At 70.6% G+C, this 20,904-nt stretch carries 16 protein-coding genes; 5 read left to right on the top strand and 11 right to left on the bottom strand.

What is annotated here, in order from left to right; translation table 11 throughout:
• Nucleotides 1–89 precede the first annotated feature (89 nt).
• The 6 genes from wecB to M1L60_RS14295 all read right to left on the bottom strand — a co-directional run bounded on the left by wecB (nt 90) and on the right by M1L60_RS14295 (nt 6,462).
• Nucleotides 90–1,220, bottom strand: coding sequence for a non-hydrolyzing UDP-N-acetylglucosamine 2-epimerase (wecB, locus tag M1L60_RS14320; protein WP_253237889.1), 1,131 nt, complete (start codon nt 1,218–1,220; stop codon nt 90–92).
• A 2-nt stretch (nt 1,221–1,222) separates the two neighbouring features.
• Nucleotides 1,223–2,479: a nucleotide sugar dehydrogenase gene (locus M1L60_RS14315; protein WP_253237888.1), complete on the bottom strand. Its 1,257-nt coding sequence runs from the start codon at nt 2,477–2,479 to the stop codon at nt 1,223–1,225.
• Between the two features lies 1 nt (nt 2,480).
• Entirely contained in the window at nt 2,481–3,236 is a 756-nt protein-coding gene (locus M1L60_RS14310; RefSeq protein ID WP_253237887.1) for a WecB/TagA/CpsF family glycosyltransferase, read from the bottom strand.
• 5 nt (nt 3,237–3,241) lie between these two features.
• Nucleotides 3,242–4,429 (bottom strand): pectate lyase, encoded by a 1,188-nt coding sequence (locus M1L60_RS14305; RefSeq protein WP_253237886.1) that lies wholly within the window; start codon nt 4,427–4,429, stop codon nt 3,242–3,244.
• A 306-nt stretch (nt 4,430–4,735) separates the two neighbouring features.
• Complete coding sequence (locus M1L60_RS14300) at nt 4,736–5,629, bottom strand: glycosyltransferase (RefSeq protein ID WP_253237885.1); 894 nt, start codon at nt 5,627–5,629, stop codon at nt 4,736–4,738.
• On the bottom strand, nt 5,626–6,462 hold the full coding sequence (locus M1L60_RS14295; RefSeq protein ID WP_253237884.1) for a glycosyltransferase family 2 protein: 837 nt from the start codon (nt 6,460–6,462) through the stop codon (nt 5,626–5,628). Before M1L60_RS14295 ends, M1L60_RS14300 begins: the two co-directional genes overlap by 4 nt.
• A 195-nt stretch (nt 6,463–6,657) precedes the next feature.
• Between M1L60_RS14295 and M1L60_RS14290 the strand changes: the two genes are divergently transcribed.
• Both M1L60_RS14290 and M1L60_RS14285 read left to right on the top strand, forming a co-directional pair.
• Nucleotides 6,658–7,881 (top strand): MFS transporter, encoded by a 1,224-nt coding sequence (locus M1L60_RS14290; protein WP_253237883.1) that lies wholly within the window; start codon nt 6,658–6,660, stop codon nt 7,879–7,881.
• On the top strand, nt 7,878–8,909 hold the full coding sequence (locus M1L60_RS14285; RefSeq protein ID WP_253237882.1) for a TolB family protein: 1,032 nt from the start codon (nt 7,878–7,880) through the stop codon (nt 8,907–8,909). The genes M1L60_RS14290 and M1L60_RS14285 overlap by 4 nt, the downstream gene beginning before the upstream one ends.
• Here M1L60_RS14285 and M1L60_RS14280 read toward each other — a convergent pair.
• Nucleotides 8,887–9,543, bottom strand: coding sequence for a class I SAM-dependent methyltransferase (locus M1L60_RS14280; protein ID WP_253237881.1), 657 nt, complete (start codon nt 9,541–9,543; stop codon nt 8,887–8,889). The two genes, M1L60_RS14285 and M1L60_RS14280, sit on opposite strands and share 23 nt — an antisense overlap.
• A gap of 194 nt (nt 9,544–9,737) precedes the next feature.
• On the opposite strand from M1L60_RS14280, the gene M1L60_RS14275 reads away from it, so the two are divergent.
• Both M1L60_RS14275 and M1L60_RS47820 read left to right on the top strand, forming a co-directional pair.
• Nucleotides 9,738–10,814: a right-handed parallel beta-helix repeat-containing protein gene (locus tag M1L60_RS14275; protein ID WP_253237880.1), complete on the top strand. Its 1,077-nt coding sequence runs from the start codon at nt 9,738–9,740 to the stop codon at nt 10,812–10,814.
• Complete coding sequence (locus M1L60_RS47820) at nt 10,815–12,017, top strand: glycosyltransferase (RefSeq protein WP_253237879.1); 1,203 nt, start codon at nt 10,815–10,817, stop codon at nt 12,015–12,017.
• On the opposite strand, the gene M1L60_RS14265 is transcribed toward M1L60_RS47820, so the two are convergent.
• On the bottom strand, nt 11,992–13,359 hold the full coding sequence (locus tag M1L60_RS14265) for an O-antigen ligase family protein (RefSeq protein WP_253237878.1): 1,368 nt from the start codon (nt 13,357–13,359) through the stop codon (nt 11,992–11,994). The genes M1L60_RS47820 and M1L60_RS14265 overlap by 26 nt on opposite strands.
• Nucleotides 13,356–14,219: a YveK family protein gene (locus M1L60_RS14260; protein WP_253237877.1), complete on the bottom strand. Its 864-nt coding sequence runs from the start codon at nt 14,217–14,219 to the stop codon at nt 13,356–13,358. The genes M1L60_RS14265 and M1L60_RS14260 overlap by 4 nt, the downstream gene beginning before the upstream one ends.
• A 225-nt stretch (nt 14,220–14,444) precedes the next feature.
• Here M1L60_RS14260 and M1L60_RS14255 point away from each other — a divergent pair, with 225 nt between their 5' ends.
• Nucleotides 14,445–15,749 carry a glycosyltransferase family 4 protein gene (locus M1L60_RS14255; RefSeq protein ID WP_253237876.1) on the top strand — a complete coding sequence of 435 codons (1,305 nt, stop codon included), beginning with the start codon at nt 14,445–14,447 and terminating at the stop codon, nt 15,747–15,749.
• Here the strand turns inward: M1L60_RS14255 and M1L60_RS14250 are convergent.
• Together M1L60_RS14250 and M1L60_RS14245 are read right to left on the bottom strand one after the other, a co-directional pair.
• The gene (locus M1L60_RS14250) at nt 15,689–17,146 is read right to left on the bottom strand and encodes a lipopolysaccharide biosynthesis protein (RefSeq protein WP_253237875.1); all 1,458 of its coding nucleotides are present in this window, start codon (nt 17,144–17,146) and stop codon (nt 15,689–15,691) included. The genes M1L60_RS14255 and M1L60_RS14250 overlap by 61 nt on opposite strands.
• A gap of 11 nt (nt 17,147–17,157) precedes the next feature.
• Nucleotides 17,158–20,796 (bottom strand): DUF4082 domain-containing protein, encoded by a 3,639-nt coding sequence (locus M1L60_RS14245; RefSeq protein ID WP_253237874.1) that lies wholly within the window; start codon nt 20,794–20,796, stop codon nt 17,158–17,160.
• Nucleotides 20,797–20,904 lie beyond the last annotated feature (108 nt).

Below are 20,904 nucleotides of genomic sequence, written 5' to 3'. Positions count from 1 at the left end.
GGTGGCCGGACCGATGCCCTTCGGTTGCGCTCCGGTTGACGACTCCGGCCCGGCCCCGCGGAACGGGACCGGGCCGGTTCGCGTACCGGTCAGACCGCCGAACCGACCGCCGCGTCCCGGACGTCGGTCGGACGGAGCCGGACCGGCGACGCCAGATGCGCGAGCAGGACCTCGGCGATGCGGTCGCCCGCATGCCCGTCCCACAGCGCGGGCGCCCGCTTGGCCGGCGGATCGGCCAGCACCCGCCGGGCCTCGGCGACGATGCGGGCCGGGTCGCGGCCGACGACCACGTTGGTGCCCTCGGTGACGGTGATGGGCCGCTCGGTCGAGTCCCGCGTGGTCAGGCAGGGCACGCCGAGCGCGGTCGTCTCCTCCTGGATGCCGCCCGAGTCGGTCAGCACCAGCCGGGCCGTGGCCTGCAGCGCGATGAAGTCGAGATACCCGGCCGGGGGCAACAGCCGCAGCCCCTCGGGTACGCCGGCCGACTCGAGCCGGGCCGCCGTGCGCGGGTGCACGGGCAGCACCACCGGGAGCTCCCGGGCCACCTCGCCGAACGCCCGCAGCAGCCCGTCGAGCACGGCGGCGTCGTCGACGTTGGCCGGCCGGTGCAGCGTGGCCAGGGCGTACCCGCCGGCCGTGACCCCGTGCCGGTGCAGCGCGTCCGAGGACAGGGCCCGGTCGAGGTTGGCGTGCAGCGTGTCGATCATGACGTTGCCGGCCAGGTGGATCTGGTCGTCGTGGTAGCCCTCGGCCCGCAGGTTGTCGACGCCGTCGGGCGAGGGCGCGAACAGCAGGTCGCTGAGCCGGTCGGTGACCAGCCGGTTGACCTCTTCCGGCATGCTCCAGTCGCGGCTGCGCAGGCCGGCCTCGACGTGGGCCACCAGCACCCCGGCCCTAGCTCCGACCAGTGCGCAGGCCAGCGTCGAGGTGACGTCGCCGACCACCACGACCGCGTCCGGCCGCAGCTCGTCGACCAGCGGCTCGAACGCGGTCATGACCCGGGCCGTCTGCTCGGCGTGGGTGCCCGAGCCGGTGCCCAGGTGGCGGTCGGGAGGGCGCAGGCCGAGATCGGCGAAGAACACGTCGTTCATCGCGGCGTCGTAGTGCTGACCGGTGTGCACCAGCACCACTTCGGCCCCACGGGCCTCGAGCGCGTCCATGACCGGCTTGACCTTCATGAAGTTGGGCCGGGCGCCGGCCACGCAGATGATCCGGGGCACGCTCAGATCACCTCGACCTTGTCGCCGGACAGCCGGCGGCGGGTGTCGAGCACGCACCGGGCCTCGCGGCCGATCAGGTCGTAGTCGAACTCGTCGTGGTCGGCCAGCAGCACCACGGCGTCGGCCGCCCGCAGCTCGTCGGCGTCGGCCGCGACCATCGTCAGGTCGTCGGCGCCGTGCACGGCCTCGACCACGTGCGGGTCGGCCACCCGTACCTCGGCCCCCATCTGACGCAACAACTGCACCACGCGTACGGCGGGAGACTCCCTCGCATCACCGGTGTTCTTCTTGTAGGCCAGGCCGAGCAACAGGATCCGGCTGCCCGAGACCGAGCGCTGCCGCCGGTTGAGAACGTCGATCAGGCGGCGTACGACGTAATCCGGCATGTGGTTGTTGATGTCGTTGGCCAGGTCGACGAAGCGGAAACTCTGCCCGAGCGCGCGCTGCACCCGCCACGACAGGTAGGACGGGTCGATCGGCAGGCAGTGCCCGCCCACGCCGGGGCCAGGGGTGAACCGCATGAACCCGAACGGCTTGGTGCTGGCCGCGTCGATCGCCTGCCACACGTCGATGCCGAGGTCGTGCGAGATCATCGCGATCTCGTTGACCAGCGCGATGTTGACATGGCGGAAGGTGTTCTCGATGAGCTTGGCCAGCTCGGCCTCGCGGGTCGACGAGACGGTCACGGTGGTCTCGACGACCGTGTCGTAGAACTCCTTGACCCGCTTGAGCGACGTCTCGTCGATGCCGGAGACGACCTTCGGGGTGTTGACCAGGCCCCACGACGGGTTGCCGGGGTCGATGCGCTCGGGGCTGAAGCCGAGCGCGAAGTCGATCCCGGCGGTCAGACCCGAGGCCTTCTCGAGGATCGGGCCCACGACCTCTTCGGTGGTGCCGGGATAGGTGGTGGATTCGAGCACCACGAGCGTGCCCGGGCGCAAGTGGCCGCCGAGCATCTCGGCACAGGCTTCGACGTACGAAAGATCGGGCGCCCCGTCCCGCAGCGGCGTCGGCACCGTGATGACGGCGATGTCGAACCCGGCGCAGTCGGCCGCGTCGATGCTGGGGCGGTAGTGGCCGCCGGCCAGCACCGCGCGCAGCCGCTCGGCCGGGATGTCCTCGACGTACGACTCCCCCGCGACCAGCCGCCCGATCCGGGCGGTGTCGACGTCGTACCCGATCACCTCGTGACCGACCTCAGCCGCGCGGACGGCCAGCGGCAGCCCCACGTAGCCCTGGCCGGCGATGACGACTCGCATGTCAGTTCCCCTTGCGCATGTACTCGCGGGCGACCAGCCCGACGAAGGCGACGTTGGTGGTGAGATAGCGCCGGCCGAGGCGGCGAGGCTCTTGCAGGGCGCGGTAGAGCCACTCGCAGCCCATCCGCTGCCAGGCCACCGGCGCCCGCTTGACGACGCCCGCCAGCACGTCGAAGGAGCCGCCCACGCCGTGCACGACCTTGGCCCCGGTGCGGGCGCCGTGGGTGGCCACGAAGACCTCTTTCTTGGGCGAGGTCATGCCCAGGAACAGCAGATCGGCGCCGCTGCCCTTGATGGCGTCGGCGACCGCCGCGGATTCCTCGGCCGGGTAGTAGCCGTCGCGGTAGCCGGCGATGGCCAGTTTCGTGTGCTGGCGCCGGATCCGCTCGACCATGGTCTCGAGCACCTCGGGCTTGGCCCCGAGGAAGTAGACCGAGTGGCCGCGCAGCTCAGCCATGTAGAGCAGGCGCTGGAACAGGTCGATGCCGGCCACCCGCTCGGGCAGCGGCCGGCCCAGCACGCGGCTGGCCCACACCACCGACTGCCCGTCGGCCACGATCAGGCCGCAGCCGGTGACCGCGTCGCGCAGGGCCTCGTCGCCCCGCATCTTCACGATCTTGGCCGCGTTGACCACGCCCACCTCGAGCAGTTCGCCGGTGGCGACCGAGTCGAGGCAGCGCTGCACGGTCTCTTCCAAAGTCAAAGCATCCAGCGGTACGCCGAACAGGTCCCGCCGCAGCTCGGTGCTCGTCGTCATGCCGGTCACCGCCCCGCGCTCTCGGCCGTTGCCTGCTTCGCGGGCGCGTTGAGGGACGCCAGCCACGCGAAATAGAGCCAGCCGAACTCGTACGGCCGGCACTCGCGATCCAGGTCAGCCGGCTTGTAGACGCGGTCGACCAGCGGCAGCTTCAGCCCCGGCCGGACCTTGGTGGTGAGCGTGTGCGCGGCGCGGACGATCTTGCGTGGGTCGCCCCGGAAGACCTTGCGCACGGTCAGGCCCGGCTCGTCGAGCAGCATCGGTTCGCCGCCCGGGCCCAGTTCGGCCGGGCCGAGCAGCCAGCGCAGGCCCTTGCGGATCGGCTCGGCGTAGTCGCCGCCGCCGGCCTCGGCGAGGTCGAGCAGCGCCATCGGCCCCATCGCGTGCTGGTGCACGGTGTAGACCGGATAGCCCTCGACGACGTCACCGGTGCGGGCGTCGTAGAACCACCACCACTGCCCGTCCGGTCCCTGCAGGCGGCAGATCTGCTCGGCGGTGGTGCGGGCGGCGTCCAGCGCCTCTTTGTCAGCCCCTGAGTGGTGCAAACGGGCCAGGGCCTGGATCGGGTAGACCTGATCGGCGAAACAGGCCACGTGCTCGCGGTAGGGCTTCACGAGGCCGGGCCCGGTCACGTGCGGGAAGACCGGGCTGCCGGGCCGAACGCTGTCCAGCAACCGCTTCCGGGCCTGGGCCAGGTGCTCCTCGACGTCGGCCTGACCGCGGGCGGTGGCGAGGGCGGAGACCACCCAGGCCGCCTCCACGACGTACTCGGGAGCGGTACGGCGGTCGAACTCGCTCAACCGGAGCAAGGCGTCGGGCAGCAACCGGTGGCTCGTCTGAGCGGCGGCCCAGACCACGAGCGCGATGTCGCCCAGGTTGGTGCTGGTGGATTGTTGCTCGACCAGCCGCGCGACGAACGAGTCGAGGTCGTGCCCGCCGAGCAACGCGGGCTGCTCGGCCGAGGGCAGCCAACCCACCCCGAGGGCCACGATCGCGGCATATCTCAGGCTCTTCCCGGACAGATGCGCGCTGAACCCGGCATTTCCGGGCGTGAATACGCGAGTGAAGGCAAACTCGTCGCTTTCGGCGCGATACATGGCAGGTAGTCCGCGGGTGGCGAGCGCGATGAGCCGATTTGTCAGCTCGGCCGTCTCGCCGTCGAGGTGGACGTATCTCGCGGGTGCTGACGTCATGTCGTCCTTCCGGAGGTGCGAGCGGCCGGCGGGCCGGAAAGGCTTGCCCGCCAACGGTTCTGCGGAGCCGAACGTGAGGCTACTGAGGACGCTCGCCCCGTCGGAAGGTGTGACTACTAGCTGACAAGCCGTTACGACCCATTCGCACGGACCCACCCGATTACTCCGCCCGAGCGGGCCATCAACCACTCAGAACGGTCAATGTGGAATCAACGGTTCAGGTCGGCTCTTCGCCCGTTCCGGTGATGTCGGGCCGCACAGAAAAAGGCATGTGCCGGAGCACATGCCTTCGACGTGGACAAATGGTTACGGCGGCGGGAACGGCAGCCGGGCCGGACGGACGAGCGCGGCCACGGCCCGGCGGCTGCGCGGGTGTCCGAGCGCGGCCCGGGAGGCCTCCCGCAGGAAGACGGCCGACCAGAACATCGCGGTGGCCGGCGCGGAGTGCCGCATGCGGTAGAGCCGGACCCGGTTGACGGTGAGCAAACTCCACAACGCGGGCGAAACCCGTGACTCACCACCGATGTGGACGACTTCGGACTCGGCCACCAACTCGGTCGCGAAGCCGCGATCCCGGGCTCGCAGGGCGAATTCGGTCTCTTCCGAGTACAGGAAGAACCTTTCCTCCCACGGGCCACAGGCGTCGAGGCAGGCGCGCGACATCAGCATGACCGCGCCGGTGGCCCAGTCGGCCGGCCCGTCCCGGAAGTACGACTCGCGGTCGAGGACCGTCTCGCCCAGCGCCGGGAACCGGCCGGCCCGCTGACCGAGCACGGCCTCGCCGAACGCGCGGCGAACGGTGGGCTCGCGACGCAGCGAGTACGCGACATGCCCGTCCTCGCCGAGGATCCTGGGCACGGCGATGCCGACCCCCGCGCCCAACCGGCCCATCAGGGTGGCCACCGAACCGGGTTTCAGCCGCACGTCCGGATTGAGCAGCAGCACCGCGTCGTACGGCTCGGCCTGGCTCAAGGCCGCGTTGAAGGCCGCCGCGTAACCGGCGTTGCGACCGGTCTGCTCGATGTGGCACGCCGGCACCAGGTTGCGGGTGATCTCGACGCTGTCGTCGGCTGAGGCGTTGTCAGCCAGATACAGTCGCCAGTCGAGGCCGCGCAGACCGTCCTCGAGCGAGTGCAGCAGCCCCGGCAGCACGGCCGCGCTGTTGTAGCTCACCACGATGACAGCGACCCGGGAGCTCATGCGGCCCGGCTGCTCTCGTCGCGCAGCCACGTCGTGAAGTCGCCGCTGCGCACGGCCCGGCGGGCCCGCCGGCGCGAGTACACAGTGACGGCCAGGAACACCACGAGCTTGGGTACGGCCGACGGGCGGGCCCGCACGACGCCGAGCAGATCGGCCCGGGTCGTGCGGGCCGAGTCGACCGCGCCCGGCTGGGCCTGCTGAAGCTGGGTCGTGGCAGTGACCGAGCGGACCCGGCGCCGGACCAGGTCGGCCAGGGTGCGCGGCGGGTGCACGACAACCCGGGCACCCGAGACCACCCGCCGCTCGTCGGAGGTGAACGCGATCGAGGCAGCCAGATCGTCGCCCATCACGTCGGGCACGGCCCGCAGCCGCGGCCGGGCCTCGGCCGACACCGCGATGACCCCACGACCGAACAAGCCGTCCCGCACCACCGGGAGCTGCTGCCAGACGTCGTAGTACCAGCGCACGGGCCACGAAGAACGGTTGGTGGCGACGACTCTTTCCGGCGCGGCCGCGAGCACGCCCGGCTCGCGCAGAGCGGTCGCCAGCCGCCGGACATCATCGGCGCCGATCTCGACGTCGGCGTCCAGATAGACCACCTCGGACCCGGTGGCCCGCTCGTCCCCGGCCCGCAGAGCGGCGTACTTCCCCGGCGTCTCGAGCGGGACGACCTCGACCTCGAAGGACCTGGCCACCGCCGCGGTGTCGTCGGCGCATCCGTTGGGCACGACCACTACCTGGAGCTCGCCGGGCCGGGCGCCGGCCAGGAGCCCCCGCAGCAACCGTCCGATCACCGGCGCCTCGTTGTGGGCCGGGACAACCACGCTGATCACGCTCGCAGTATTGCGAGACGCGTCGATGGAAGCCACCCTCTGTCGCCAACCGAACGGCAGGACGCACCGGACGGCCACATCGGCCGAACCGTCGGATGTGGAGGCTCGGCCGGACGGCCGACTGCCGCGGGTACCCATTTGTGAGTCAAGGTGGAGCGGGCAATACCGGCGACAGCAGGAGAGGTAGGGCAATAGGTGTACGTCTCGGTACGCGATCGGCCGGCGGCCGCCGCGGGCCGCACCGGCCGGGTGGCGACCACCGTAGTTCTCCTCGGCGTGGTCAGCATGTTCACCGACATCTCGTCCGAGATGGTGGCTGCGGTCCTTCCGCTCTATCTGACCACCGCGGTCGGGCTCGGCTATCTGGCCTACGGTTTAGTCGACGGCATCTACCAGGGTGTCAGCGCAGTCGTACGGATCGGCGGGGGCTACGCCGCCGACCGGGGCGGGCATCCCAAATGGATCGCCCTCGTGGGGTACGGCGTGTCGGCCGTCAGCCGCATCGCGCTCCTGCCGGCCCACGGCTTCGCCGCCATAGCGGGGGTGATCTCGGCCGACCGGCTCGGCAAGGGCCTGCGGACGGCCCCGCGCGACGCGATCATCGCCGAGTCGTCCGACCCGGCCCAGCTCGGGCGCTCGTTCGGCGTGCACCGCACCCTGGACACCATCGGCGCCGCGCTCGGCCCGCTGATCGCCTTCGCGGTGCTCGCACTCGTACCCGGCAGCTACGACTCCGTGTTCGTCGTCTCCTTCGCGTTCGCGGTGGTCGGCTTCGCCGTGCTCGTACTCTTCGTGCCGGATGTACGCACCCGTGCGGCGACGGCCAAGGCCGGGCTGCGGCAGGCATTCCGCGAGATCAGCGGCACCCGGCTCCGCCGCCCGCTGCTCGCCACCGGCCTGCTGGGCATGCTGACCGTCGGCGACGGCTTCCTCTATCTGGCCGTCCAGCAGCGGGACGATCTCACCGCCAGCTTCTTCCCGCTGCTCTACGTGGGCACCAACGTGGCGTATCTGATCTTCGCGCTGCCGCTGGGCCGGCTGGCCGACCGGATCGGCCGGGCCCGGGTCTTCGTGGGCGGGCACGTCGCGCTGCTGGCGGCCTACCTCGCGGCCGGCGGGCAACTCGGCGGCCTCGTGACCACGGTTCTCGTTCTGCTGCTGCTCGGCACCTATTACGCAGCGACCGACGGCGTCCTCCCGGCGCTGGTGAGCCGTTTGGTCAGCGACGAGGTGCGGGGCAGCGGCATCGCGGCCGCGCAGACCGTCGTCGCGCTCTCCCGGTTCGTCTCGGCGCTGGCCTTCGGCAGCCTGTGGGTGCTCTTCGGGCGGGGCCACGCGCTGCTGGTGGTCGGCCTGCTGCTCGCCGTCGCCCTGCCCTTCGCCTGGCGGCTCATGCGCACTTCGGAGGCTCCGGCGTGACCTTGCGGATCCGGCTGGCCGCCCTGGCCGGCGTTGTTGTGCTGGCCCTGGTCGCGGCCGGCTTCTACGTGCTGCGAGTGCAGCGCGACCAGGCCTCGGCAGCCGGCTCGGCGCCGGCCGTGCCGGTGACCGACCTCGCGGCCGCGCTGACCGCACCTCACATCGTCTTCCGCAGCACCGCCCTGGGCAGCGGCTACGGCAAGCTGGCGGTCGCTCCGCTCACTGCGCCGGACGGCCCGCGGGCGTTCACCGAGGCATCCTGCGAGCGGGCGTACGCGGTGGCCGGGCGCTCGGTTTGCCTCTCGGCCCGGCGGGGGCTGACCAACACATACAAGGCGCACGTTCTCGGCCCGGACTGGGCCGCGACCGGCGACCTGCCGCTGACCGGCCTGCCGAGCCGCGTGCGACTGTCGCGCGACGGCGCCCTGGCCGTCACCACCACCTTCGTCTACGGCGACTCCTACGCCTCGCTGGGCCAGTTCTCCACCCGTACGGTGGTGACCCGCATCGGCCACAAGGGCAGCAGCGACCTCGAGACGTTCCGGCTGTTAGTCGACGGCAAGCGGATCACCGCCGCCGACCGCAACTTTTGGGGCGTCACGTTCGCCGACGACGACCGCTTCTACGCCACGGCGGCCTCGGGCGGCAAGACCTGGCTGGTCCGCGGCAGCCTGGCCCAAAAACGGCTCGATTCGATCCGTACAGATGTCGAATGTCCGTCCCTGTCCCCCGACGGCACCCGGATCGCATTCAAGAAGCACGGTGGCATGGCCCCGGGCCACTGGCGACTGGCCGTCTACGACCTACGCACAGGAGTCGAGACCGAGCTGGCCGAGACCCGCAGTGTCGACGACCAGGCCGAGTGGCTGGACGACAAGACCGTGCTGTACGGGCTGCCCCGCGACGGTGCGACCGGCGCGGCGACCAGCGACATCTGGGCCACGCCGGCCGACGGCGCCGGACCCCCTCGCGTGCTCGTGCCGGACGCCTGGTCGCCGGCGGTGGTCAGGACTTCTTCACCGCGATGAGCGACTTGGTGAGTCCGGCCAAGCGCTCACCGAGGACCGCCGAATCCGGGAAGTAGTAGCGCATCTGGCTGCGGTCGAGCAGTTCCGTCCAGAGCACGCCGGTCAGCGCCTCGCGGAGGTCGGCCGAGCGGACGTGGGCCAGCGGCCAGCGGCGGGCGAACACGGCCCGGGCCCGCACCGGCAGGAATTGCATGCCGGGGGCGATCCAGTGCGGCTCGACCGGGAAGTATCGGTAGGGCGTCTGCACCCAGTGCGCGGGGGCCAGCCGGTGCACCGACTCGGCGAACCGCAGCCGGCGCTCGTGACCACCCACGTGCTCGATGACCGAGTTCGAAAAGACCAGGTCGTAGCGGCGGGAGTCGAACTCGGCCGGCAACGCGCAGGCGTCACCGGTGTCGGCCGTGATCCAGTCCGGCACCTCGGCCGGCGGCGTGTCGATATTGACCACGTGCACGTGTTTGGGGTGCAGGGGCGACTGCATCCAGGTGTTGGCGTCGCCGCCGAGGTCGATGACCGACATCTGGTCGATGTCAGGGAATTCGCGGACGAGCCAGTCCCACCGGCGGGCCCGGCGCTTGCCCCCGAAGGACTCGTTGCGGTCGACGACCCGCTCCCTGATGGACTGCGAACGCATCCACGGCTCCTTTCCTCGCCGGGTGCACCGTAACCTTCCGGACCGCGCCCGCCCAAGCGTCCACAATGGCGGTGCATCTCGTACGCCCGGCCGGTTGCGGCTGACCGAAGAGAGCGCGGACCAGCCCGGAAGGGCCTGCAGTGCACCGGTGACCATCGATAGAGTGCCGATGTCCCGGCCCTGAAGGGGGTTCTGTGCGCACGCCATTGCGGTCACCAGCCGTCCTCGTGGCCGTCGCCGGCGTTCTCGTCGTGGCGGTTCTGGTCGTCATCGCCCTCGTCACTCCCGGCGGCGACAGCCCCGGCGTCGCCACCGCGGCCGATCAGCCCTCCTCGACCGGCACTCCGGCCACCGCCGGGCCGCTACCAGCTCCCTCGGGCAGCGGAGTGCCTTCCGCGCCGCCCAGCGCGAGCGTGAGCGACCCGCCCGCGTCCAGCTCGGCCCCGCCTGACGCCTCGCCCAAGCCGGGCAGCACCACCAAGGCGGCGGCGCCCAAGCCCCGCAACGGTTTCCCCAGCGCGAGCAACACCGGCCTCCGGCCCGGCACGAAGCTCAAGGCGGCCAGCAGCAAGGTTCTGCGGATCCAGAAGGCCGGCACGGTCATCGACCGGGTCGACATGCGGGCCGACATCAGCGTCGAGGCCGACAATGTGACCATCAAGAACTCGCGGCTCATCACGGCCGGCGAGTGGGCCATCATCCAGCGCGAGGGCGCCTCGGGCCTGACCGTGCAGGACAGCGAGATCCGAGGCAACGGCAAGGACCGGCTGCAGCACGCCATCTTCAACCAGGGCGGCGACATCCGAATACTGCGCAACGACATGTCGATCATGTCGGACGCGATCTCGACCAACAACGGCCTGATCGAGGGCAACTACCTGCACGACCCGATCTACTTCGACGGCGACCACACCGACATGATCCAGTCGAACTCCGGTCCGCCGTCGGGCAAACGCCTGGTGATCCGGAACAACACCATCATCAACACGCTCGACCAGACCGCGGCCCTGGCCCTATTCCAGGACTTCGGCGTTCAGCACGACGCTCTGATCGAGAACAACCTGATGGCCGGGGGCGGATACGCGCTGTACGCCGGGGCGGGCAAGCTCGGCACCTCGTACAACATCCAGGTGATCAACAACGTGTTCAGCCGCGAGGTCTATCCCAAGAGCGGGCAGTACGGTCCGGTGTCGTACTGGGACGCGCAGGGCAAGGGCAACGTCTGGCGCGGCAACACCTGGGCCGACACCGGCCAGCCGGTCAATCCGTAGGTGAGGAGACACGTGGCGGTCCCCGCTCTTCAGGGCAACCTGGAGGATCTGGTCGTCTGGTTCGCGAACAGCACCTGGTACGGGCCCGCCGGCACCGACCGGCACATGGCCGAGGCGCTCAGCCGGCACACGCCGGTGCTCTACGTAGAGCCGCCGGTCTCGGTGCTGACCGCGCTGCGCAACCCGGCCTTCGCGGCCACCCTGGCCGAACGGCCCCGCCTCGAGGTGCTGGGGCCGCGGCTGGCCCGGGCCGTCACCCGGGTACAGCCCGGCATGCACCGGCCGGTGGTCCAGCGGCTCACCCGGCCGCTCGTCGAGCGGGGCACCCGTGCCGCCGTCCGAAAGCTGTACGGCCGCACGGGGACAGTCGCCGGCATCGTGTCGTGCCGGGTGACGCCGCTGTGGCGGGTCCTGCCGGCCCGGCGGCGTCTGTTCTTCGTGACCGACGACCTGCCGGCCGGGGCCGAGCTGCTGGGCGAGTCGCGCGAGCGGCTGCTGCGGGACGAAGCTCGCACGATGCGGGGCGCCGACGCGGTCGCCGTGGTCTCGCCGGGGCTGCGGGACCGCTACGGGGAGCAGGGCCACCAGGCCGAGTTGGTCCCGAACGGCTGCCTTCCCGAGGCGTACACGGAGGTCGAGCAGGCACCCACCCCGGCCGACGTGGACCTGCCGGGACCGGTAGCCGGTTTTGTCGGCCACCTCAACCACCGCATCGACCTCGAGCTGCTGGAAGCGGTGGCCGCCACCGGGGCGTCGCTGCTGCTGGTCGGCCCGGCCGTGCCGGGCTACCGCACCGAGCGGTTCGAGGCCCTGTGCGCGCGGCCTAACGTGCGCTGGGTCGGGGCCAAGCCGTTCGACGAGCTTCCGGGTTATCTGCGGCTGATGCGAACCGGGCTTCTACCGTACGCGGACACCGCCTTCAACCGGGCCAGTTTCCCGCTGAAAACGCTGGAATACCTGGCCGCCGGACGATCCGTCGTGGCGACTCCCCTGCCGGCCAACGAATGGCTCGGCACCAGCCTGATCACCGAGGCCTCGGGGCCGGCCGCCTTCGCCGCCGCGACGACGGCCGCGCTCGCGACGCCCCCCAGCGACGAGCTGGCGGTCCGGCGACGGAAGTTCGCGGCCGGGCACAGCTGGGAGCGGCGGGCCGCCATGCTGGCCGGCCTGCTCGGCGTCAGTGCCCGGGCGTCGACGTCCTGATGTGCCGGGCCGGGTGGGTGAACCGCCAGACGGCTCCGCACAACCCGATCGTCAGGGCGACCACCGTGGCGTACGTGTCGAACCACAGCGAATCGAACGTGGCCGAGACGAACATGGCGATCAGCTGGGTGCTGATCAGCGCCGCGCACACGTGCTTGTCCTCGGGTGTCGAGGCCCGTCGCAGGGCGATGTAGGCAAGAACCAGCGCGGTCAGGAAGAGCAGGGCGAGCGCGGCCACGCCGACGATGCCGTTGCAGAGCGCGGTGGCCAGCCACTGATTGTCCAGGTACTGGTATTGAGGCGGCACCCAGGTGCCCGTGCCCCGGCCGAACCACGGAGTCTGCGAGAAGTAGTAACCCACCAGCTCGTAGCGCTCGGTGCGGGAGGTGATGCTCGGGTCGTCGCTGTAGTTGGTGAACATGTCGAGCAGCGTGGCCGCGAACGAGGGTTTGACCGCGGCCAGCACCCCCAGCATGGCGAGGCAGGTGATGATGCCGTTGTAGCGCAGCCGCCAGGTCCAGAGCGGCATGAGGCACACGGCCATGATGAGCACGGCCACGATTCCCGTACGGGAAATGGTGGCGGGGATGCCCGCGCCGATGAGCAGCGCGGCGATCGCGAAGCGACGCCGTTGCCCCTTCGAGACCGCGAACCGAGCGAGGTGGATCGCGAACGGCAGGGCCGTGGCCAGGACGGCGCTGAGCTCGATGTAGTGCGTCGTGTTGCTGGCCACCCGCAGTCCGCCTCCGCGTGCCTGCAACTCAGGCGCCGGGCCCTTCTCGGCCAGACCGGGCAGCACCAGGAACTGGGTGACGTCGCGGGCCAGAGCCGTTTCGACCAGGCCGACCAGAGCCAGGAAGGCGGCGCACCAGACGAAGGCGCTCAGCACACTGCGGAACCTGTCCCAGTTGCTGATGCCGTCGGCCGCGGCCAGGATCACCCCGCTGAACGCGGCCACACTGATCAGCCAGCGGTCGGACGAGTTGGCCTCCATGCCGGTCAGACCGCGCAGGAAACCCGTGCCGTACGAAGCCAGGATCGACAGCCAGTAGATGAGCAGAACCCAGCGGATGGGCTGGTTGCCGGTGAGCACCAGGTGCGGGTTGAGCCGGCTCAGCACCCACCATACGAAGAGCCCGAGGCAGATGACGATGGCCGGGCGGCCGACGTCGGTCGTCCCCGGGATGATCAGCCGGGCCGGGATGAAGGTCAGCAGGACGAGCATCAGCCCGATCAGTGTGGCCGCGTCGAGCTTGAGAACCCGCCGCCGGGTGAGGTAGGTGTGGCCGTTGACCAGCGATGGCTCGAGGTCACCAGGGTGGACGGCAGGCGGTGCGGTCAACGCTTGCTGCCCGTCTCCTTGCTCGGCTTCGGGTAGACCGAGGACGGCAGCCGCACCGTGGAGTCACCGGGCAGCTTTCCCTCGGCGCTCCCGTTGGTCTTGGCCCCGTTGCTCACCGGCAGCCGCACGGTCTGCAGACCGGCCTCGGCGTCGGCCTCGCGAGGTTGGGGCGAGGTGGTGGCGGCCGCCGGCTTGGCCGGCGGGGGCGCCGAGGTGGTCTCGGGCGCGACACCCTCCTCGCGCAGTGCCTTGCGACGGGAGCGGCGGCGCATAAGGGCGTCGAACGCGACGGTGATACCGCCGGTGGCCAGGGCCCCGGCGCCGAGCACGGCGACCAGCGCCCGCTTCACCTTGCCGCCGGTCTCTTCTAGGTTGTTACCCGTGTCGAGCCGCCGGGTGAGAATACGTCCCGGTGTCTTCACCGCGTAGTCGTCCTGCAGCGAGCGGACGATGCTGGTGAATTTGGCGACCACCGCGTCGGCCGTGGTGGTGGCCATCTGCTGGCTGGTGCCGATGACCTCGATGGTCGCGATCGGCTCGGGATAGCCGGCCTCGATCACCACGTTGTCGCTCATGCCCTTGGTCTTCAGCTCGTTGAGGAACTTCTTGTCGACCGTGGCGTACGTCGAGGCGGTGGCCAGCGAGCCGAGGCCCAGGTCGAGCCAGGGATTGCGCAGCGCCTTGATGTTCTCGGTGATGGACGCCTCGGGCGGCGGGATGAGCTGCACGTAAGCCGTGGCCTTGTAGTCCGGCTGGACGGTCTTGGCCGTGTCGACCGCGAACAAGCCGGTGGCCACCAGCAGCGGCAACGCCACGTACCACCGTCGGAAAACCAGCTTGGTCAGGTCCCAGAAATCCACCTGCGGTCTCTCCTAGCCAGGTCGCCGTCGCTCCGTGCTTCGCCCCCATGACGAGCCGGCGCAGTCAACCGCGAGCCTATCGACGCTGATCGGCGTCCGGTCATCCGCCGGAAGGTCCGAACTCCACCGTGGATCAGACCGGACCGCCGACCGTTCGATGGTGCCGCAGCATCACGTCCACTTTCTACAATCTGCGCCAATCGATGAACGATAGGTGGATTCGCGATGATCCGCGACCGGTTGAATGTCCTGGTCTATCCGCATGACATGGCCATGGGTGGCAGTCAGCTGAACGCCATCGAGCTCGCCGCGGCCACCCGGGATCTAGGGCATCAGGTCACCGTGGTCGGCGACGACGGCCCGCTCGTGCGATTGGTGCGAGAGCTCGGTCTCCGGCACATCCCGGTATCCTCGGCCCGGCGCCGCCCCTCCCCCGCCGTGGCACGTCAGCTCCGCCGCCTGGTCCACGAGGAGGCGGTCGACGTCGTCCACGGCTACGAGTGGCCGCCGGGACTGGAGGCCGCGGCCGCCGCTTTCCCCCTCGGTCGAGCGGCGGCCGTGTGCACGGTCATGTCGATGTCGGTGGCTCCCTTCCTGCCGCGGTCGATGCCCCTGGTCGTCGGCACCCGGGCCATCCAGGAACGCGCGGCGGCCGGTCGGCCCGGCCCGGTGCATCTGATCGAGCCGCCGGTCGACGTGGTGGCCAACGCTCCCGGCCATCCGGTGACGGCCTTCCGCACCGCCCACGACCTCGCGCCGGGTCCGGTCGAGGTGGTCGTCGTGTGCCGGTTGGTGCCCGAGCTGAAGCTGGAAGGGGTCCTCACCGCCGTCGACGTGATCGGCGAGCTGGCCCGGGACCTGCCGCTGCGGCTGACCGTGGTCGGTGACGGCACGGCCCGGGCGACGGTCGAGGAGCACGCGGCCAAGGCGAACGCTCGGGCCGGCCGCCGGGCCGTGGTGCTGACCGGCGAGATCTTCGACCCCCGGCCCGCCTACGCCATGGCCGACATCATGCTGGGCATGGGTGGTTCGGCGTTGCGCTCGCTGGCCTTCGGTCGCCCCCTGGTCGTCCAGGGCGAGAAGGGCTTCTGGGAGCTGCTCACGACGGACAGCGTCGGCCTCTTCCTGCAGCAGGGCTGGTACGGGGTCGGCGACGGCTCGGGCGGGGCCGAGCAGCTGGCCCCGATCCTGCGCGCGCTGGCGGCCGATCAGACCCGGCGGAACGAACTGGGGGCGTACGGGCGTCGGCTGGCCGACGAGAGGTTCAGCCTGGCCCGGGCCGCCGTCGTGCAGGAAGAGATCTATGCCGAGGCGCTCGCCGCCGCCCGCTCCGGGCCGAGCCGGGCCCGGCAGAGCGCCGAGGCGCTGCGCTCGATGGCCGGGGTGACCGCACACAAGCTGCGCCGGCGTTACCGCGCACTGCGGGGCACCCGCGCCTCGGAGGACTTCAATCAGGTCACCCTGGCCCGTCAGGCAGCGACCGGCTCCCCCACCGAGCGCAACGACCGCACCGAGTCGCGCAGGCGATAGAGCAGCAAGGCGAGGGCGGCGCCCGCGGCGACACCGGCGATAAGCAACTTGAGCAGGTTGGAGCCGAGCATCGTCACGGCCGGCACCGTCACGGCCGCGATGCCTGCCGCGGCCAGCCCGGCGGGGAGGAGCCGGGCGCCCAATGCGGCCACGCTCACCCCCGTACGGTGCAGTTCGTAGAGGTAGATGGGGGCGACCACCACGGCCGCGACAGCGAAGGCGGCCGCACCGGCTCCGGCCGCGCCGCCCGCCTGTGCACCGAAATACAGCGCGGGCGCCAGGGCGGCGAACCAGACGACCTGCACGGTCAGCACGACCCGGGTGTGGGCCAGGACCACGAAGTAGTCGTAGACCAGCTCGAACAGGATGCGGAGCGCGGCCAGCAGTCCGAGCCAGGTCAGCACGGTTGCCGCCGGGGCCCAGACCGCGCCGTAGACCAGGGTGACCAGCGGCCCGGCGGCCGCGGCCAGCACCACGCAGGCCGGGAGGGTCAGCGCGGCCAGGAGCCCTCCGGTCGACAGGAAGGTGGCGCGCATGGCCGGCGGATCCGACTGCAGGCGGGCCAGCAGAGCGGGCGCCACGGCCCGCACGGGCTGGGAGAACATGGTCGCGGGCCAGTTCGCGAGGTTGGCCGCCAGCACATAGAAGCCGAGCGGCACCGGGCCCAGCACCGCCCCGACGACCACCTTGTCGACGTTGGTGGCCGCGAAGACCACGATGCTCGATCCGGCCAGTGGCAGCCCGAACTTCAGCAGCGCGCGGGCCCGGCCGGGGTCGAACCCGAAGCGCAGCGAACGTGGCGCGAACGCGATGTAGAGCACCGCGCCCACGATCGAGCCCGCCAGCTGGCCGACGGCCAGGCTCATCGCGCCCACCCCGCCGACGGCCAGGGCCACCGAGATGCCGGCCGTGGTCCACGTCGCCACCTGATCGGCGATCATCTTGCGGTCCTGGCGGAACGTGCGCTGGAGCATGGCCACGGGCGCCGCCACCAGGCCGCTGACCAGCACGCTGAGCCCGAGCACGCGAACGACCGGGGTGGCGTCGGGCGCCCCCATCAACGCCGAGAAGGCGGGCGCGAACAGATAGCAGAGCAGGCAGATCAGCGCGCTGGAGGCGACCGAGATGGTGGTGACGGTCGGGGCGATCTCGCGAGGGTCGCCCGGCCATCGCACGATGGCCAGGCTGACACCCAGTTCGTTGAAGCTCAGCACCGCGAGCAGGACCACGGTGGCGACCGCGAAGGTGCCGAACTCCTCGGGTCCGAGGAGCCGGGCCAGCACGATGCCGATCGCCAGGGTGCTCAGCTTGGCCAGCGCCGTGCTGGCGAAGCTCCACCCCAGCGCCCGGCCGGCGCGGGAGAAGAGCGAGCCTTCCTCCCCGACCGCGAGCTTCACTCGTTCCCCTCTCAGCTGACCGGCGTGAAGATCACGTCGACCCAGTAGTTGTGGTTGACGGCGCTGCCCGGGAAGCCACCGCCGTACTTGTAGGAACCGCCACCGGCCACCGTGCGCAGGGGCGCGTTGACCACCGGCGCCGACAGGCCGTTCACGTCGACCGCGTACCGCCCGTTGGGCGCCAGATAGGAGACGACGTACTGGGTATTCGGGGTGATCGTCACCGGCGAGGTGAACAACATCGTCTGCCAGCCGCTAGCGGTCTCGCCGACGAACGGGCCGGACGCCAGCAACGCGCCCGAGGCCGTCCACAGCGTGCCGCTGTGCGCCCCGCTGTTACCCGCGCCCTTGTAGAAGCGGACACCGTTCACCTGACCGGCCACATCCGAGGTGAACTTCAGGCCGACCTCGAGGTTCCCCGGGTCGTTCCAGCTGGCGTTGACCGGGGTCGCGGTGGCCGGGAACACCGTCGTCGCGCCGGCCGGGACCTCCGGCTGGGGCGGCGGGGGCGAGGCCACGAAGAGCGGGTCGACCCAGTAGTTCGTGCTCGACCACGAGGTCACCGGGAATGCGTCCGAGCCGTACACGTAGACGCCGTTCTGGCCGGCCGGCGCGCTCAGCGGCCCGTTGGTCCGGGCGGTCGAGAAGTAGCCACTGGTCGCGGCGTAGTTCCCGCGCGGGGCGTAGTACGACGCGACGTACTGGACGCCCCCGTTCACCTCGACCGGCTCGGCGAAGTAGACCGTCTGCCAGCCGCCGGCCGACTCGCTGACGAACGTCGCCGTGGCCAGCCGCGCACCGGCCGCCGTCCACAGGCTGCCTTTGTGCGTGCCACCGTTGCCCGCGCCCTTGTAGAAGCGGACACCGATCACCACGCCGTCCGCGCTCGGGGTGAACTTCATGCCGACGCTGATCGCCGCCGACTCCTTGACCGCGGTCGTGGCCGGATTGTCGGCCGCCGTGAACAGCGTATTCACCGTCGTGGCACCCGGGTCGGTGGTGAACGACCAGGTCTGCGGGGCGGGCAAGGGGTTGCCGTTGGTGTCGGACGCCGTGACCGTGGCTGTGTACTGCTGGCCGGCGGCCAGCGCGGACGGCGCGAAGGTGGCCGTCCTGGACGCGGCGTCGTAGTCCAGCGCTCCAGACACCGCGGCACCACCCGGGCCGGTGAGCGTGAACTGGATGGTGGCCGGGTTGATCGGCTTGCTGAACGTCGCGGTCGGATGGGCCGACACCGGCACGTAGATCGCGTTCGGCGTGGGCGTCACGGTGCTGACCGTGGGCGGGGTCAGGGCCGACGAGTCGAACAGCACGTCCACGTAGTAGTTGGCCGAGTTGTACGAGCGCACCGGGAACGAGCCCGGGTTGCCGTACACCCCGTTGCCGTACGTCTGGGTGCTGCGGGGCGAGCTCAGCGGGGGCGAATGGTGGGCCTGGTAGGCGAAGGTCCATGGATCGGCCGCGTAACGCCCGTTGGGCGCCGTGTACGAGGCGACGTATATGGTCCCGGCGACGACCGGCACCGCGGGCGAGAAGGTCAGGGTCTGCCAGCCGCTCGCCGTCTCGTTGACGAACGTGCCGCCCGCGAGCTGGTCGCCGTCGGCCGACCACAGGGTGCCGTTGTGCGTGCCCGTGTTGCCGGTGCCCTTGTAGAACCGGATGCCCTTGATGAAGCCGTCGGTCTGCGGAGTCACCCGGACGCCCAGTTCGGCGGCGTCGGCGTCGCTGGTGGCCGGGGTGTCGGGCACCCGGCTGCCGAACAGCGAGGCCGAGCCGGTCACGGTGACCGACCGGGTGGCGACCGGTCCGATGTTGGCGCTGTCGTCCGTGGCCCGCACCCGGATCGACGCCGTGCCGTCGCCGCCGACATGGCCGCTGTACGTCCAACTGGTGGTGCCGGTGGCCGGGTGCCACGTGTTGCCGTTGTCCAGGGAGACTTCGATGCCGGCCACCACGCCGCCGCTGTCGGCGGCCGAGCCGGTGATGGTCACGTTGGCCCCGTTGGCCACGGAGGCGCCCGAGGCCGGGGAGGTGATGGTGGTCGTCGGTCCGGTCGAGTCGGTGGAGGCACTGGCCGCGGCCAGTCCGCTCATTCTCGTGGCCGGCTGCACGTGCATGTCGGCGAAGAGGTTGACGATCGCCTGCTGCATCCGGGAGTCGGCCGGCGCGATCGGGTCGAACGCGCTGTCGTGGTTGGCGTCCAGGCCCCAGGCGTACTGGACGGTGCCTGCCCCGAAGACCAGGGCGCCGCTGGGCGCGCGGTAGAGCGTCATGTGGTGCGTCGTCTCGCCCGCCGAGACCGTGTTGCCGAAGTCGCGAAGGTACTCGGGCGTCTCGCCGACAGTGGTCGACAGCCGGATCAGGCCAGCCGGGCGGAACCCGTTGTCGAGGTCCTCGTCCGACTCGTAGCCGATCGTGTGCGGGGCCAGCAACATGGTGGAACCGGCGGACTGGGTGGCCACGGTGGTGCCGCGCCAGAACCTGTTCTTACCCTGGGCGGCCGGGACCGAGAGGTCGAGGTCATCGCTGTTGGCCATGAAAGCGGTGCCGGTCAGCGCGTTCTCGGGCCGGCCGGCGCCCTGGGCCGGCTCGGCGTAGCGCGGGTCACGCCACGTGCCGGTCCACTCGTTGGTGGGGTCGCTCTTCTGGTTGGCCCACGTCTCCTTGTAACAGACGATGGTGCGGTGGGCCGTGTTGTTGCCGTCCTTGCTCGGCTCCCACCGGGTGCGCCAGTAAACTTCGTTACCACTCAGAAAGGCGAGGTTGGTGCCGGTGTCCCGGGCCGCCTCGACGGCCGCGCGTTGCGGGCCCGACCAGTACTCGTCGTGCCCGACCGACAGGAAGATCTCGTGGTTGGAGACCAGGGCGGCGTTGCGATCGCCGTCGACGTCGGTGGTGTACGTGACGTCGTACCCGTTGCGCTCCAGGAAGCGAATGGCCGGGTACTCGTTGCTGAACAGGAAGTCGCGCCCGGCGAGCACGCCCCGGGTGGCGAAGGGCCGGTTGTAGCTCAGCTTCGTGGCCCGGCCATTCGGGCCGCCGTAGAAGTCCGCACCGCCGTACTTGTTGTAGGCCTGCCAGGTCGCGTCGGACGTCTTGAAGAAGACCTCGGAGTTGCGGGCGTCCTCGCGCACCACGAACGTGATGTGGCTGGTGCCGCCGTCATCAGGGCGGGTCAGCAAGGCGAAGTAGACGCCGGAGACGGCCGTGGCCGGTGCGGTCCAGGTGGCCGCCGTGTTCCACGTGCCGCAGTCGTAGATCTGAGTGTTGGGGTCGGTTACGCACTCGGTCGTCTGGTTCTGCGCCGGGTAGGTGCCGGGCAGTGACGTGATCTTGCGAGCACCGTTGCCGCCGTAGTAGCCGAGGCGGTAAATATCGATCTTGAAGGCGGCTTCGGCCCGCACCTTGAAACCGACCGTCTGGCCGGCGTTCACGCTCATGTCGGTGGCGAAGCCCTGGATTGTCTCGTCACCGACGCCGTCGATCTGCCACACCGACGGCGAGGTGCCGGCCAACTGGTTCTCGCACACCACCGGGTTGGGGGAACAGGTCGCGGCGACGGCCGCGGCCTGAGGAAAAGCCACGGTGACCACTGCGGTGATCAGCACACCGACGGCGCCCACCGCCAGGGTCGCGCGGATTCTGTTCATATGTACGGCCGCCTCTACGCCGAGGGAGCAAGGAAAAGGGAGTTCAGCGTGACCGTAGTGATCGGCGCGGAGCACTCACCATCAGCTGTCGAAATGGATTCCACGACC

The organism is Paractinoplanes aksuensis, assembly GCF_024137025.1.
GTDB classification, from domain to species: Bacteria; Actinomycetota; Actinomycetes; order Mycobacteriales; family Micromonosporaceae; genus Actinoplanes; species Actinoplanes aksuensis.
The sequence above is the reverse complement of the archived record's forward strand: the minus strand, read 5'-3'. Positions and strand labels throughout refer to the sequence as shown.